13 protein-coding genes are annotated in these 14,251 nt (G+C 73.2%); 11 read left to right on the forward strand and 2 right to left on the reverse strand.

Going from position 1 to position 14,251, the window contains the following annotated elements; genetic code table 11:
• Window positions 1-115 precede the first annotated feature (115 nt).
• The 4 genes from AC5L34_RS27360 to AC5L34_RS27375 all read left to right on the forward strand — a co-directional run bounded on the left by AC5L34_RS27360 (window position 116) and on the right by AC5L34_RS27375 (window position 5,129).
• A complete protein-coding gene (locus tag AC5L34_RS27360; protein WP_494827613.1) occupies window positions 116-1,084 on the forward strand; it encodes a ComEA family DNA-binding protein in 969 nt (322 codons plus the stop codon).
• On the forward strand, window positions 1,081-3,513 hold the full coding sequence (locus AC5L34_RS27365; protein WP_494827615.1) for a ComEC/Rec2 family competence protein: 2,433 nt from the start codon (window positions 1,081-1,083) through the stop codon (window positions 3,511-3,513). Before AC5L34_RS27360 ends, AC5L34_RS27365 begins: the two co-directional genes overlap by 4 nt.
• Window positions 3,514-3,636: 123 nt before the next feature.
• Window positions 3,637-4,617, forward strand: coding sequence for a DNA polymerase III subunit delta (gene holA, locus AC5L34_RS27370; protein WP_441177823.1), 981 nt, complete (start codon window positions 3,637-3,639; stop codon window positions 4,615-4,617).
• Window positions 4,614-5,129: a hypothetical protein gene (locus tag AC5L34_RS27375; protein WP_441177824.1), complete on the forward strand. Its 516-nt coding sequence runs from the start codon at window positions 4,614-4,616 to the stop codon at window positions 5,127-5,129. Before holA ends, AC5L34_RS27375 begins: the two co-directional genes overlap by 4 nt.
• Before the next feature lie 369 nt (window positions 5,130-5,498).
• Here the strand turns inward: AC5L34_RS27375 and rpsT are convergent, their stop codons facing one another.
• Both rpsT and AC5L34_RS27385 read right to left on the reverse strand, forming a co-directional pair.
• On the reverse strand, window positions 5,499-5,765 hold the full coding sequence (rpsT, locus tag AC5L34_RS27380; RefSeq protein WP_101412375.1) for a 30S ribosomal protein S20: 267 nt from the start codon (window positions 5,763-5,765) through the stop codon (window positions 5,499-5,501).
• 144 nt (window positions 5,766-5,909) lie between these two features.
• Window positions 5,910-6,896, reverse strand: a complete 987-nt coding sequence (locus tag AC5L34_RS27385; protein ID WP_494827617.1) for a phosphotransferase — start codon at window positions 6,894-6,896, stop codon at window positions 5,910-5,912.
• 195 nt (window positions 6,897-7,091) lie between these two features.
• On the opposite strand from AC5L34_RS27385, the gene AC5L34_RS27390 reads away from it, so the two are divergent.
• The 7 genes from AC5L34_RS27390 (at window position 7,092) to AC5L34_RS27420 (ending at window position 14,212) form a co-directional block, all read left to right on the forward strand.
• Window positions 7,092-7,628: a DUF4240 domain-containing protein gene (locus AC5L34_RS27390; protein ID WP_494827618.1), complete on the forward strand. Its 537-nt coding sequence runs from the start codon at window positions 7,092-7,094 to the stop codon at window positions 7,626-7,628.
• Window positions 7,629-7,797: 169 nt separating this feature from the next.
• Window positions 7,798-9,675, forward strand: a complete 1,878-nt coding sequence (gene lepA / locus AC5L34_RS27395) for a translation elongation factor 4 (protein ID WP_441177827.1) — start codon at window positions 7,798-7,800, stop codon at window positions 9,673-9,675.
• 335 nt (window positions 9,676-10,010) lie between these two features.
• Complete coding sequence (locus tag AC5L34_RS27400) at window positions 10,011-10,298, forward strand: GlsB/YeaQ/YmgE family stress response membrane protein (RefSeq protein WP_088998878.1); 288 nt, start codon at window positions 10,011-10,013, stop codon at window positions 10,296-10,298.
• A 271-nt stretch (window positions 10,299-10,569) separates the two neighbouring features.
• Window positions 10,570-10,857: a GlsB/YeaQ/YmgE family stress response membrane protein gene (locus AC5L34_RS27405; RefSeq protein ID WP_088998878.1), complete on the forward strand. Its 288-nt coding sequence runs from the start codon at window positions 10,570-10,572 to the stop codon at window positions 10,855-10,857.
• A 228-nt stretch (window positions 10,858-11,085) separates the two neighbouring features.
• Window positions 11,086-12,375, forward strand: a complete 1,290-nt coding sequence (locus tag AC5L34_RS27410; RefSeq protein ID WP_357724322.1) for a sugar ABC transporter substrate-binding protein — start codon at window positions 11,086-11,088, stop codon at window positions 12,373-12,375.
• Complete coding sequence (locus AC5L34_RS27415; protein ID WP_441177828.1) at window positions 12,372-13,358, forward strand: carbohydrate ABC transporter permease; 987 nt, start codon at window positions 12,372-12,374, stop codon at window positions 13,356-13,358. The genes AC5L34_RS27410 and AC5L34_RS27415 overlap by 4 nt, the downstream gene beginning before the upstream one ends.
• Complete coding sequence (locus AC5L34_RS27420; protein WP_101412369.1) at window positions 13,355-14,212, forward strand: carbohydrate ABC transporter permease; 858 nt, start codon at window positions 13,355-13,357, stop codon at window positions 14,210-14,212. Before AC5L34_RS27415 ends, AC5L34_RS27420 begins: the two co-directional genes overlap by 4 nt.
• Window positions 14,213-14,251 lie beyond the last annotated feature (39 nt).

Consider the following 14,251-nt stretch of genomic DNA (forward strand, 5'->3'; position numbering starts at 1 on the left):
CGCCGTCCTAGCACATCGCCCGCATGATCAGGCGGTTGTCCACAAGCGGCGCCGTCATCCACAGCCGTACCCCCGCCGGCCGCGCAACCCGGGCTCGCGGACCTAGCTTCGCGTCGTGTCAGAAGACGAGGAGACGGTGGTCCGGGAACGACTGCGCCGGCTGGTGGCGGGCCGGCCGTCGAGCGCCGCACGGGCGCACCCCGGCGGGCCCGCCGATCCCCTGGAATGGCCCGGCGAACCCGCCGGGCCGTCCGACGAACGTCGGGGGCCGGCCGGGCTGTCCGGCGATCATCGGAGGCCCGTCGGGCCGTCCGTCGACCGGCCGGGCTCGGTCGCGGAGCCGGTCGTGGCGCTGCCGTCCCGCACACCGGCGTCGCCGGCCGACGCGGCGGCGCTGCCGGAGCCTGACCCGCCGGCCCGCGCCCCGGGGACGGCGTCCCGGTTGCCGGGACCGGGGGCGTTCGACCCGGGCCGGCGGGGGGTGCGGGCGCTGGCCGCCGTCGCGGTGCTGGTGGTGCTCGGGGCCGGCTTCTGGGCCTGGCGGTCCCGGCCGCAGACCGAGCCGGTCCGTCCGGTGGTCACGGCGGAGGCGTCCGGGGCGGCGGTGACCGGCCTCGCGGAGCCGGCCGCCACCGCCGCCGGCGAGCTGGTCGTCGCGGTCGCCGGCAAGGTACGCCGCCCCGGGCTGGTCCGCGTACCGGCCGGCGCCCGGGTCGCCGACGCCGTGGAGGCGGCCGGCGGGGCGCTGCCTGGGGTGGACGTCGCTCTGCTCAATCCGGCCCGCAAGGTCGCCGACGGGGAGCTCATCCTGGTCGGCGTGGCCGCACCGCCGGGCGCGGCCTCCCCGCCCGGGGCGGCACCCGGCGGCGCACCCGGGGCCCCCGGCGTCGGGGGACGGCTCAACCTCAACACCGCGACGCTGGCGCAGCTCGACGCGCTGCCGGGGGTCGGGCCGGTGCTCGCCCAGCGCATCCTCACCCACCGCGACCAGCAGGGCGGCTTCCGCTCGGTCGGCGACCTGCGCCAGGTCGACGGCATCGGCGACGCCCGCTACGAGCAGCTCAAGGACCTGGTGACGGTGTGACGGCGCGCGGCGTGCACGGCCCGTCCTGCCCCGGAGCCGTCGGCGGCGGCGACGCCGGCGGCGAGCGGGCCGCGGCGGCCATCGACCTGCGGCTGGCCGGCCTGGCGGTGGCCACCTGGCTCGCGGCGTTGGCCGGGCTGCACCTGACCGTCGGCGGGACCCTGCTGCTGGCCGCGGTGGCTGCCGGGGCGGCAGGGCTGGGCGGGCTGCATCTGTTGGGCGTCCTCGGGCGGCCGGCCGGCCCCGTCCGGCGGTACGGCTGGATCGCCGTCGCCGTCCTGCTCGGCGTGGTCTGCGGTGCGACGGCGACCGCCGCCCGGCTGTCCGTCCGCGACGCCGGACCGGTCCGCGCCCTGGTCGAGGAGCGCGCCGTCGTCACCGCCGACCTGGTCGTCCGCGACGACCCCCGCCCCGTACGCGGCGTCGCCGGGCGCCCGGCCACCCTGCTCGTGCCGGCCGAGCTGACCGGGTTCACCGGCCCGGACGGGCGGCGGGTCGCCACCCCCGCCCGCGTGCTGGTCCTCGCCACCGACCCCGGCTGGCGAGGGCTGTTGCCCGGTCAGCGGCTGACCGCCGAAGGACGTCTCGCCGCCCCACGAGGCGGCGACCTGACGGCGGCCGTGCTGAGCGCGGCCGGCCCGCCGTCGCCGCACGGGGCCGCCCCGTCGCCGCAGCGGGCCGCCGGGTCGTTGCGCGCCGGTCTGCAACGCGCCTGCGTCCCGCTCCCCGACGAGCAGGGCGGGCTGCTGCCGGGCCTGGTGGTCGGCGACACGAGCCGGCTGCCGCCCACCGTCGAGGAGGACTTCCTCGCCACCGGCATGACCCACCTGAACGCGGTCTCCGGCTCCAACGTGGCCATCGTCGTCGGGGCGGTGCTGCTGCTGGCCCGCTGGGCACGGGCCGGGCCCTGGCTGGCCGCCGGGCTCTGCGGGCTGGCCCTGGTGGGCTTCGTCATCCTGGTCCGGCCCTCGCCGAGCGTGGTGCGGGCCGCCACGATGGGCGCCATCGGGCTGGCCGCCTTGGCGGCCGGGCGTCCCCGGGCGGCGCTGCCCGCCCTCTCCGCCGGGGTGGCCGTGCTGGTGCTGGTCGACCCGGAGCTGGCCGGCGACGCCGGTTTCGCGCTCTCCGTGCTCGCCACCGGCGGCCTGCTGCTGCTCGCCCCGAGGTGGCGCGACGGGCTGCGGCGTCGGGGGGTGCCGGCCGGGCTCGCCGAGGCGCTGGCCGTGCCGGCCGCCGCGCAGCTCGCCTGCGCCCCGGTGGTGGCCGGGATCTCGGGCACGGTGAGCCTGGTCGCGGTGCCGGCGAACCTGCTCGCGGTGCCGGCCATCGCGCCCGCCACGGTGCTCGGCGTGCTGGCGGCGGCGGTGTCGCCCCTCTGGCCGGCCGGGGCGGAGTTCCTCGCCTGGCTGGCCAGCTGGCCGGCCTGGTGGCTGGTCACGGTGGCACGGCACGGGGCGCGGCTGCCGGCGGGCACGCTGCCGTGGCCGGGCGGAGCGACGGGCGCCCTGCTGCTCGCCGGGCTGACCGTCGCGCTGCTCGTCGCCACCCGGCACCCGGTGGTCCGCCGGTTGGTGGCGGTGGTCGTCGTCGCCGTGGTGGCCGGCACGCTGCCCGTACGACTGGCCGCCCCCGGCTGGCCCCCGGCCGGGTGGGTGGTCGCCGCCTGCGCGGTCGGCCAGGGCGACACCGTGGTGCTGCCGGTGGCGGCCGGCCGGGCGGTGGTCATCGACGCCGGGCCGGACCCGGGGGCGGCCGACGGCTGCCTGCGGCGGCTGGGCGTACGGGAGGTCGCGCTGCTGGTCATCAGCCACTTCCACGTCGACCACACCGGCGGCGTCGCGGGCGTGTTCCGGAACCGGCCCGTGGGCGCGGTACTCACACCGCAGTGGCCGGAGCCCGCCGCCGGGCGGGGACTGGTCCTGGCCGAGGCCGCGGCGCACTCCGTCGACGTGGTGGCGGGCGCGGCCGGCTGGCGGTACCGGGAGGGTGGCGTCGAGTTCACCGTCATCGGCCCGCCCCGTCCGTTGCGCGGCACCCGGTCGGATCCCAACAACAACTCGCTGATGCTGCTCGCCACCGTCTCCGGCGTACGGATCCTGCTCGCGGGGGACGCCGAGACCGAGGAACAGCGGGCGCTGCTGGACGACACGGCGCCGGGCGGGCTGCGGGCCGAGGTGCTGAAGGTCGCGCACCACGGATCGGCCTACCAGGACCCGGCCTTCCTGGACGCGGTCCGGCCCCGGATCGCCCTCGTGCCGGTGGGGACGGGCAACACCTACGGGCACCCCAATCCGGCGGTGCTCGGGCGGCTGGCCCGGAGCGGGGCGCGGGTGCTGCGCACCGACACGGAGGGGGACGTGGCGGCGGTGCTCGGCGGGGTCGGCCTCGGAGTGGTGACGCGCGGCACGCCACCCGGCAGGCAGCCGTAGGAATCAATGCCGATTATCGGCTTTAGCGGTGGACTGAGGTGAATGTCTGGATTTGCACTGAGTGCGGGCTCTGCCGCCGGAGTGCCGACGAGCAGACTGGATCAGGCCGCCGGCCGTGCGAATATGGGCGGCGTGACCGCCGCCAGCCTCGCTCCTATTCTGCTCGTCCTCGGCGACGAGGAGCTGCTCGCCACGCGCGCGGTCACCGAAGCCGTCGCCAAGGCGCGCGCCGTCGACCCCGACGTGGACGTCCGCGAATACCAGGCCGGCGCGCTCCTCGTCGGCGAGATCGCCGAGGCGCTCAGCCCCTCCCTCTTCGGCGGGCGTCGGGTGCTGGTGCTGCGCGCCGGCCAGGACGCCCGCAAGGATCTGGTGACGGCCCTGCTGGCGTACGCGAAGAACCCCGACCCGGACGTGCAGCTGGTCGTGCTGCACCTCGGCGCGGCCAAGGGCAAGGCGTTCGCCGACGGGCTGAAGGCGGCCGGCGCGACGGTGGTGCCGGCGGCCAAGCTGAAGGGGCACCGTGAGCGGGTGGCCTTCGTCCGGGACGAGATCCGCCGGGCCGGCGGTAAGTGCACCGACGACGCCGCCGAGGCGCTGATCGCGGCGGTCGGCAACGACCTGCGCGAGCTGGCCGCCGCCTGTTCCCAGCTGATGGCCGACACCGACGGCCGGATCGGCGCCGACACGGTCTCCCGCTACTACCGGGGCCGGGTCGAGGTGACCGGCTTCACCGTCGCCGACGCCGCCATGGTGGGCGACGTGCCGGCGGCGCTGGAGGCGCTGCGCTGGGCGCTGCACGTGGGGGTCGACCCGGTGCCGATCGCCGACGCGATCGCCGACGGCGTCCGCACCGTTGCCCGGGTCGCGTCCGCCGGGCGGGGCGACCCCTTCCAGCTGGCGAGCACCCTCGGCATGCCGGCGTGGAAGATCAGGTCCGCCCAGCAGCGGGCCCGTGGCTGGACGCCCGAGGGCCTGGTCCAGGCGATGCGGGCCGCCGCCGAGTGCAACGCGGCCGTCAAGGGCGGCTCCGACGACCGCGCGTACGCGCTGGAGCGGGCCGTCTTCTCGGTCGCCGCCGCCCGGCAGGGTGGCGCCCGGTGAGCGGATCGCCCCGCGGCTCGTGGGCCACGATCCCCGCCGACGAGGAGCGTTACCGTCCCCTCTACGCGCGCGTACTCGGGCTGCGTTTCGTCAACCCGGGCGGGGTGCTCTGCTTCCTCTTCTTCGAGGGCGCCGTCGCGCTCGCCGCGCTGCTCGCCCTCGCCGAGCTGGTCACCTGGTGGGCGGTGCTCATCCTGCCCGCCACGGTGGCCGCGATGGTGAAGCTCAACGACATGGTGGCCGCGGCGGTGGTCCGGTCCGCCGCCCTCGTACCCGAGCAGGAACGGGACCGCTTCCGTCAGCAGATGGAGCCCGTGGTCGGGCGGGCCAGGGTCGACTGGGTCAGGCACAGCGTGCCGGGCGTCGTCGTCACCGTGTCGTCGGCGCCGCGCGCCGCCCGGGTCGTGGGCGACCGGCAGGTGCACCCGCGGCACGGCACGGGGGAGCGGGACGGTGGCCGCGCGGACGCCGAGTTCGGCCCGCAGCGCGCCCACCCCGATCCGCTGGGCTGACGCCCGGCCGCCGGTCGAAGGCCGGGCACGGCGACGCGACGACCGACCCGACGACCCCTGGGTGCCCGGCAGTCCGATGGCCCACCCGGGGACCCGCTTGAGACCTTGCAAGGAGCACCCGGGGTTGCCCCGCTTGAGGCTCTGGAAGGAGCACCTGGGGTCACCCCGCTTGGATCCTGGAAGGAAATGGCCCTGATGGGAGCCCGTTTCCGCCAAGATCTGGCGTGCGAACGACGGCGAGCCGCAGCGACCGACGGCACATCCGCAGCGCGGCGCACCGTTAGGGCCGGCGGGAGCGGCGTGAAACGCAGACAGCCGGAAGCCCCGGGTCGTGCCCGGGGCTTCCGGTCAGGTCTTCAGGTCGCCTCGTCAGGCGGAGAGCGCCACCACGCGCTTGGCGATCGCGGACTTGCGGTTCGCGGCCTGGTTCGAGTGGATCACGCCCTTGCTGACCGCCTTGTCCAGCTTGCGCGACGCGTCCCGCATGAGGATGGTGGCCTTCTCGACGTCACCGGCCTCAGCGGCCTCGTTGAACTTCCGGACGGCGGTCTTCAGCGACGACTTGACCGACTTGTTACGCAGCCGGCGCTTCTCGTTCTGCCGGTTGCGCTTGATCTGGGACTTGATGTTCGCCACGCGACAGCCTCGTCTTGATAGCTCGGGTTGGTCTGCTTCCGCGCGCGACGAGCATGCGTCATCGCTGCGCGAAGAGCCAGGTTACCAGGTCGCCCGGGACGAGCCAAAACGGCTCGGTCTCCGCCCTGGCCGGCGGGCTTCCGCTCAGGTCCAGCCCTGCCGCCGGGCGAGCCAGCCGAGCGACTGTTCGCCGCTCCACCGCTGGTGCGCCGGCAGGTGCGGCGACGCGGTCCGCGGCGTCGCCGCGGCGGTGGTGAGGAAGTAGCCGGACAGGGCGGCGAGGGTGGCGTCCAGCGCGTCGGGGGGCGCGCCCGCAGCCGCCGGGTGCCGGGCGAAGAGCGCGTCGGCGTCGAGGCCGTCGGCGTACGCGGTGAGCAGCAGGGTGACCAGGTCGAACCAGGCCGGCCCCCGGCAGAGCCACGTCCAGTCGCAGAACCAGGCCCGCCCCGCCCTGTCGATGAGCACGTTGTCCAGCCGCAGGTCCCCGTGGATCAGGCCGGTCGCGCCGGCGGCGTACGCCGGGAGGCGGGACTCCAGCGTGACCAGGTCGGGCAGGCGGCGCCGCATGGGCGCGGGGAGCGGCGGGGCCGGCTCCCGGCCGGCGGCAACCTCGCCCCACCAGAGGATGTCGTCGCGGGCCAGGTCGGCGAGGTGGGGCGGCCCGAGCCCGAGCAGTTCGGCCGGGGCGGTGGCCAGCGCGGCGGCGACGTCGGCGTACCCGGTCAGGGTCGCGGCCAGTTCGGCCGCGTCCCAGGGCAGCCGGGGCGTGTGCCCGTCGACGGCGTCGAGGCAGAGCGCGAACCAGCCGGCCTCGTACAGCGTCCACCGGGGGCGGGGCGATGGCAGCCCGGCCGGGAGCCGGTCGAGGATCGCGGCCTCCCGGGCGTACCAGTCGACCAGTCGCGGATGCTCGGCGGTGGCCGCGGCCTTCACGAAGGCCCGGTCGCCGGCGGCGGTGCGGAGCACGGCGGCGAAGCCGCGGGTGAAGCCGGCCCCGGCGACCCGCGCGGCGACCACGGGCGCGCCGAGGCGGTCGCCGATGGCGGTACGCAGCGCCGCCGGCAGCGTCGCCCACGGCGGCCGGTGGGCGGTCGCGTGGTACGGCACGGGAGGCGGGGACGTCGACGTCACGCCACCATGCTGCCGGGCCGCCCGCCGCGCCGCACCCACCGCACCGCCACGGCGTCCGGATGCCCGCGCGCGTCAGGTCACGCCGCCGGGCCGCCCGCCGGCCGTCGCACCGCCACGGCGCCCGGAGCCCGCGACCCGCCGGGTGGTGCCGTGGCGGGGCGGGGGCGGCGGCGCGGTCTGCCAGACTGCCAGGCCATGAGGACCGACGACTTCTGGCAGTTGATCGACCGGGCCCGGGCCGACGGCGGGGGAGAGCCGCACGCGGTCGCCGCGCGGGCCGTCGCCCTGCTCGCCGAGCGCGACCCGGAGGACATCGTCGGGTACGCCCGCCACCAGGCGCGGGTGCTGTCGGCCTCGCACCGGGTCGACCTCTGGGGCGCCGCCTACCTGATCAACGGTGGCGTGTCCGACGAGGGCTTCCACCACTTCCGGGGCTGGCTGATGACCCAGGGCCGGGAGGTCTTCGCGCGCGCCGTCGCCGACCCGGACTCGCTGGCCACGTTGCCGCAGGTCAGGGCTGCCTCGCTCAGCGGTGAGGAGTTCTCGGCCGCGCAGATGCTCGCGGTGCCGTGGGACGCGTACCGGCGGGCCACCGCCGCCGAACTGCCGGCGGACCCGGCGCCGGTGCCGGTGCCGGACCTGAACGACTTCTGGGACTTCGACGACGAGGAGGAGGCGAAGCGGCGGCTGCCGAAGCTCGCCGCCCTCTTCGTCGAGCCGCCCGCCGAGTGACCCGGCCGGGCCCGCACCGGTCGGCGTGATCCCGCGCGGGGCGGCGTTCCCGGGGTGCTCCCGGCGGCGGGGATCGCCCGCACAGCGGACGCGCGGCGGCGACGTGGGAGCATAGAGGGGGCCGGCGTCGTGCCGGCCCGCTCACGTCAGCCGACCAGAACGGACCGCTGTGCCACCGACGCTCGATTCCGGCGCGAACGCTCCTGGTGCCACCGACCCGGCGCGCATCCGGAACTTCTGCATCATCGCCCACATCGACCATGGGAAGTCGACCCTGGCCGACCGGATGTTGCAGCTCACCGGCGTGGTCGACCCCCGGCAGATGCGTGCGCAGTACCTCGACCGGATGGACATCGAGCGCGAGCGCGGCATCACGATCAAGAGCCAGGCCGTCCGGATGCCCTGGACCATCCGGGAGGGCGACCGGGCCGGCGAGGCCGCCGTGCTCAACATGATCGACACTCCGGGCCACGTCGACTTCACCTACGAGGTGTCCCGGTCGCTGGCCGCCTGCGAGGGCGCGATCCTGCTGGTCGACGCCGCCCAGGGCATCGAGGCGCAGACCCTGGCGAACCTCTACCTGGCGCTCGAGAACGACCTGCACATCATCCCGGTGCTCAACAAGATCGACCTGCCGGCCGCCCAGCCGGAGAAGTACGCCGAGGAACTGGCCCACCTCATCGGTGGCGACCCGGCCGACTGCATCCGGGTCTCCGGTAAGACCGGCGAGGGTGTGCCGTACCTGCTCGACGAGATCGTCCGGCAGTTCAAGCCCCCGATCGGCGACGCGGAGGCGCCCGCCCGCGCCATGATCTTCGACTCGGTCTACGACGTCTACCGGGGCGTGGTCACCTACGTCCGGGTCATCGACGGGCGGATCAGCGCCCGCGACCGGATCAAGATGATGTCCACCGCCGCCGTGCACGAGCTGTTGGAGATCGGCGTCATCTCGCCGGAGATGGTGAAGGCCGACGCGCTCGGCGTCGGCGAGGTGGGCTACCTGATCACCGGCGTGAAGGACGTCCGCCAGTCCCGGGTGGGTGACACGATCACCATCAACACCCGGCCGGCGAAGGAGGCACTCGGCGGCTACAAGGACCCGAAGCCGATGGTCTACTCGGGCCTCTACCCGATCGACGGCTCCGACTACCCCAACCTGCGCGAGGCGCTGGACAAGCTCAAGCTCAACGACGCCGCGCTCGACTACGAGCCCGAGACGTCGGGCGCGCTCGGCTTCGGCTTCCGCTGCGGCTTCCTCGGCCTGCTGCACCTGGAGATCATCCGGGAGCGGCTGGAGCGGGAGTACAACCTCGACCTCATCTCCACCGCCCCGAACGTGGTCTACCGGGCCATCACCGAGGACGGCGAGGAGATCGTCGTGACCAACCCGAGCGAGTACCCCACGGGCAAGATCGCCGAGGTGTACGAGCCGGTCGTGCGCGCCACGGTGCTCACCCCGAACGACTACGTCGGCGCCGTGATGGAGCTCTGCCAGGGCCGCCGGGGCAGCCTGCTCGGCATGGACTACCTCTCCGCCGACCGGGTGGAGCTGCGCTACACGCTGCCCCTCGCGGAGATCATCTTCGACTTCTTCGACCAGTTGAAGAGCCGTACCAAGGGCTACGCCTCGCTGGACTACGAGCCCTCCGGGGAGCAGGCGTCCGACCTGGTGAAGGTCGACATCCTGCTGCACGGCGAGCCGGTGGACGCGTTCAGCGCGATCGTGCACAAGGACAAGGCCTACAACTACGGCGTCACCATCGCGGCGAAGCTGCGCAACCTGATCCCGCGCCAGCAGTTCGAGGTGCCGATCCAGGCGGCCATCGGCAGCCGGGTGATCGCCCGGGAGACCATCCGGGCGATCCGCAAGGACGTGCTCGCCAAGTGCTACGGCGGTGACATCAGCCGTAAGCGCAAGCTGCTGGAGAAGCAGAAGGAGGGCAAGAAGCGGATGAAGATGGTGGGCCGGGTGGAGGTCCCGCAGGAGGCCTTCATCGCCGCGCTCTCCTCCGACTCCGGCGACGCCAAGGGGTCCGGCAAGAAGTGACCCCCCGCCGGTGTCGGCCGGCGCGAGACGACGTACGACGGCCGGTGCCCCGGCCGGGCTGCGGACCCCTCGGTGGTCCCGCCCGGCCGGGGCACCGGCCGTTCGCGTCGAAGGTTTTTTCCGGCCCCGGCGGCCCCGCCGCAACTCACCGCGGGCAAGGGCGCGACCTGCGCGGACGATCGCCCGGGGCCATTCGCCGCGCGGTGCGCCATTGACGTACGACGTCGTCCTCCTCGATCGAACCGGTTTGGGTTTTTGGCGGGTCGGGAACTTAGCGGTCACGACAGGGACACCACGGACAGTGGAACTGATTCTTTTAGAAGGAGGAGGGCGACGTGGAGCTCACCGTTTGGGGCATCGTCACCGCGCTCATCGTTGGTCTTATCGTCGGCGCTCTGGGTCGCCTGCTCGTGCCGGGCCGCCAGAACATGCCGATGTGGCTGCACATGCTGATCGGTGTGGGCGCCGCGCTGCTGGGCACCGTGCTGGCTCGGGCGATGGGTATCGCCACGTCGACCGCCGGCATCGACTGGGGCGAGCTGCTGGTCCAGGTCGTGCTGGCCGCGATCGCGGTGGCCCTGGTGGCCGGCGTGGGTCGTCGCCGCAGCGTCACCCACCGGTAATCCCCGTACCGCTCGACGGGCGTCCGACCGCACAGGTCGGGCGCCCGTTTCGCGTACGCCCGGGGTCCCGTCGCATGGATTCCCGCGCGCGCGTGCACCCGGCCTCCGGTCGACCGGGGCGGCGTCGCGGCCGTGCCGGAAGTCCGGTCCGGGTGCCCGTCGGAACGGTGCCCCGGAAAGTCGGTTTGGATTTTCGGGCGGTCGGGAACTTAGCGGTCACGACAGGAACACCACGGACAGTGGAACTGATTCTTTCAAGGAGGAGGGCGACATGGAGCTCACCGTTTGGGGCATCGTCACCGCGCTCATCGTTGGTCTCATTGTCGGCGCTCTGGGTCGCCTGCTCGTGCCGGGCCGCCAGAACATGCCGATGTGGCTGCACATGCTGATCGGTGTGGGCGCCGCGCTGCTGGGCACCGTGCTGGCTCGGGCGATGGGTATCGCCACGTCGACCGCCGGCATCGACTGGGGCGAGCTGCTGGTCCAGGTCGTGCTGGCCGCGATCGCGGTGGCCCTGGTGGCCGGCGTGGGTCGTCGCCGGAGCGTCACCCACCGGTAATCCCCGTACCGCTCGACGGGCGTCCGACCGCACAGGTCGGGCGCCCGTTTCGCGTGCGCCCGGATGGTCTCGGTGCGTCCGGTTTCGCCCCCGCGCCGGGCCGCGCGTGATCGGTCCGCTGCGGTACCGTCGCCTCTCTTCCGCCGACCGCCCACTGTCGTAAAGGAATTTTTCCTACTAAGGTGCGGCGGAGAAGGTTAGTGCCAAGCGGCGCGAGGGAGATGTGGCGTGAACAGGTGGAAGCGGCTGGCCCCGGTCACCGCCGTCGTGGCCTCGGCCGCGATGGTCCTGGCCGGTTGCGGTGGCTCCGATGACGACAAGGCTGCCGACAACAGCAAGCTCACGGTCTGGATGATGGGCGAGGGCAGCGAGGCGCAGACCAAGTTCCTCGACGGCGTCGAGACCGAGTTCCGGCAGAAGCACCCGGACACGGACGTGGTGGTCCAGTACATCCCCTGGCTCGAGGCGCCGAAGAAGTTCCAGGCCGCCCTCGCCGGCGGCGAAGGGCCGGACATCACGGAGCTGGGCAACACCGAGACCCAGGGCTGGGCGGCGCAGGAGGCGCTGGCCGACGTGACCGACCGGATGAACGGTTGGACCGAGGGCAAGGACATCCTCCCCGACCTGGTCAAGAACGCCCAGCTCGACGGCAAGCAGTACGGCGTGCCGTGGTACGCCGGCGTGCGGGGGATGTACTACCGCACCGACTGGTTCGCCGAGGCGGGCGTGAAGCCGCCGACGAACTGGGAGGAACTGGTCTCCGCCGCCAAGACCGTGCAGGCCAAGAAGCCCGGCACGTACGGCATCGCGCTGCCCGGCAACTCCGAGCTGCCCTTCTACTCGTTCCTCTGGGGCGCCGGCGCGGAGATCGCGACGCAGCAGGGCGACTCCTGGAAGTCCGGCTACAACACGCCGGAGGCGCAGAAGGCCGTCAAGTTCTGGACCGACCTGGTGACCGTGCACAAGGTGGCCCCGCCGGCCGCCGCGGGCTGGAACGAGATCGACGCCCGGACGCAGTTCGCCACCGGCAAGGCGGCGATGGCCTTCGGCGGTAGCTGGCAGCAGGGCGCCATCAAGAAGGACAACCCGGAGATCGAGAAGGTCTGGGGCACGTTCCCGATCCCCGGCCCCGACGGCAAGGCGGCGCCCGGCTTCGCCGGCGGCTCCGACGTCGCGATCTGGAAGGACAGCGAGCGGCAGGATCTCGCCTGGGACTACCTGACCGTGCTGCTGAACAAGAAGAACGACCAGGCGTTCGCCGACAGCCTCGGCTTCTTCCCGGTCTACAAGGACCTTGTCGGTGGCGACAAGTACGCCAGCGACAAGATCATGGCGGCGTTCGCCACCACGATGCAGAACACCAAGCTCACGCCGCTCACCCCCAAGTGGGTCGAGGTCAGCCGGACCAAGACGGTGACCCAGGCGATGAACAGCTCGGTCATGAAGGGTCAGAAGACGGTCGAGAAGGCTACCGCCGACGCGGCCGCGGAGATGGAAAGCATCCTCAACGCCAAGTGACCACGCTGACCGAGGCGCCGGAGACGGCCGCCGCGCGGGAGACCCCCGCGCGGCGGCGTCGCCGGGTGGACCGCCTGCCCTACCTGCTGCTCCTGCCCTGTCTGGTGATCATCGGCGTGCTACTGCTCTGGCCGCTCGGCCAGGTGGTGGTGATGTCCTTCCACCAGCTCAACAACGTCCGACAGTTGCGCGGCGACCGCGAGTGGCCGTGGGTGGGCCTCGGCAACTATGCCGAGATCCTCAGCGACCCGTTCTTCCTGACGGTGCTGCGCAACACGGTGCTCTTCGCCGTGGCCAACGTCGCGCTCACGATGGTGCTGGGCACCCTGGTCGGGCTGCTGCTCAACCGGCTCGGCAGGCGGATGGCCGCCTTCGTGGCCAGTTGCGTGATGCTCGCCTGGGCCACCCCGGCGCTGACCGGCACGATCGTCTGGAAGTGGATCTTCGACGACACGAGCGGCCTGGTCACCTGGTTGTTCAACGCGCTGCCCGACGGGCTGTCGCAGAGCCTCTTCGGGCGCAGCGACTGGACCGGCTACGGCTGGTTCAACTCGCCCCTGCTGTTCTTCTCGATCCTGACCCTGGTGGTGGTCTGGCACTCGTTCCCGTTCATCGCGGTCAGCGTGCTGGCCGGGCTCAAGAGCGTGCCGAGCGAGCTGCACGAGGCGGCCCGGGTCGACGGGGCCGGGCCGTGGAAGGTGTTCTGGAAGATCACCTTCCCGCTGCTGCGGCCGGTCTTCGGGATCCTGGTCGTGCTCTCCACGATCTGGGACTTCAAGGTCTTCACCCAGCAGTTCGTGCTGGCCGGCGGTACGCAGGACCGGCCGACGTTCATGCTCTCCATCTACTCGTACGCGGAGGCGTTCTCGCCCCCGCCGAAGTACGGCCTCGGTGCCGCGATCGCGGTGATCCTCACCCTGATCCTGCTGGTGGTGACCGGCCTCTACGTCCGCATGGTGCTCAAGCAGGAGGAGGACGCGTGACGCGACGCGGAGGCGGCGGGGGTGCGAAGCGGCTCGCCCTCAACGGCGCGGGGCTGCTGGTGGCGCTCTTCGCGGCGTTCCCGGTCTACTGGATGATCGCGACCTCGCTGAAGCCGAGTTCGGAGATCTTCTCGTCCACCCCCCGGCCGGTGCCCAGCGAGCCGACCCTGGAGCACTACCGGCAGATCCTCACCGGCAACCTGATCCCGGGCGTCACGTTCGCCGACTTCTTCCTCAACAGCGCGCTGGTGGCGGTCTCCACGGTGGTGCTCAGCGGCCTCGTTGCGCTGCTGGCCGCCACCGCGGTGGCCCGGTTCCGGTTCAAGCTGCGGACCACGTTCCTGATCATGCTGCTGGTGGTGCAGATGATCCCGCTGGAGGCGCTGGTCATCCCGCTGTTCCTGATGATCCAGCGGCTCGGGCTCTACAACACCCTGCCCAGCCTGATCCTCACCTACCTCGGCTTCTCGCTGCCGTTCGCGGTCTGGATGCTGCGCGGCTTCGTCGCCGCCGTGCCCAAGGAACTGGAGGAGGCCGCCGCCATCGACGGGGCCAGTCGGGCGCAGACCTTCCGCAAGGTGCTCTTCCCGCTGGTGGCGCCCGGGCTGGTGGCCACGAGCATCTTCTCGTTCATCACCGCCTGGAACGAGCTGATCTTCGCGCTGACCTTCATCAACGACCAGGAGAGCTACACGCTGCCGGTCGCGATGACGTTCTTCTTCGGCCGCGACGACACCGCCTGGGGCCCGGTGATGGCCGCCTCCACGCTGTTCACCCTGCCGGTGATCGTCTTCTTCCTGCTGGTGCAGCGGCGGATGGTCTCCGGGCTGGTGGCCGGAGCCGTCAAGGGCTGAGCCCGTGCCGGGAAGGGCCCCCCGCCGACGCCGGGGGCC

This window comes from Micromonospora sp. ZG13, from assembly GCF_059359355.1.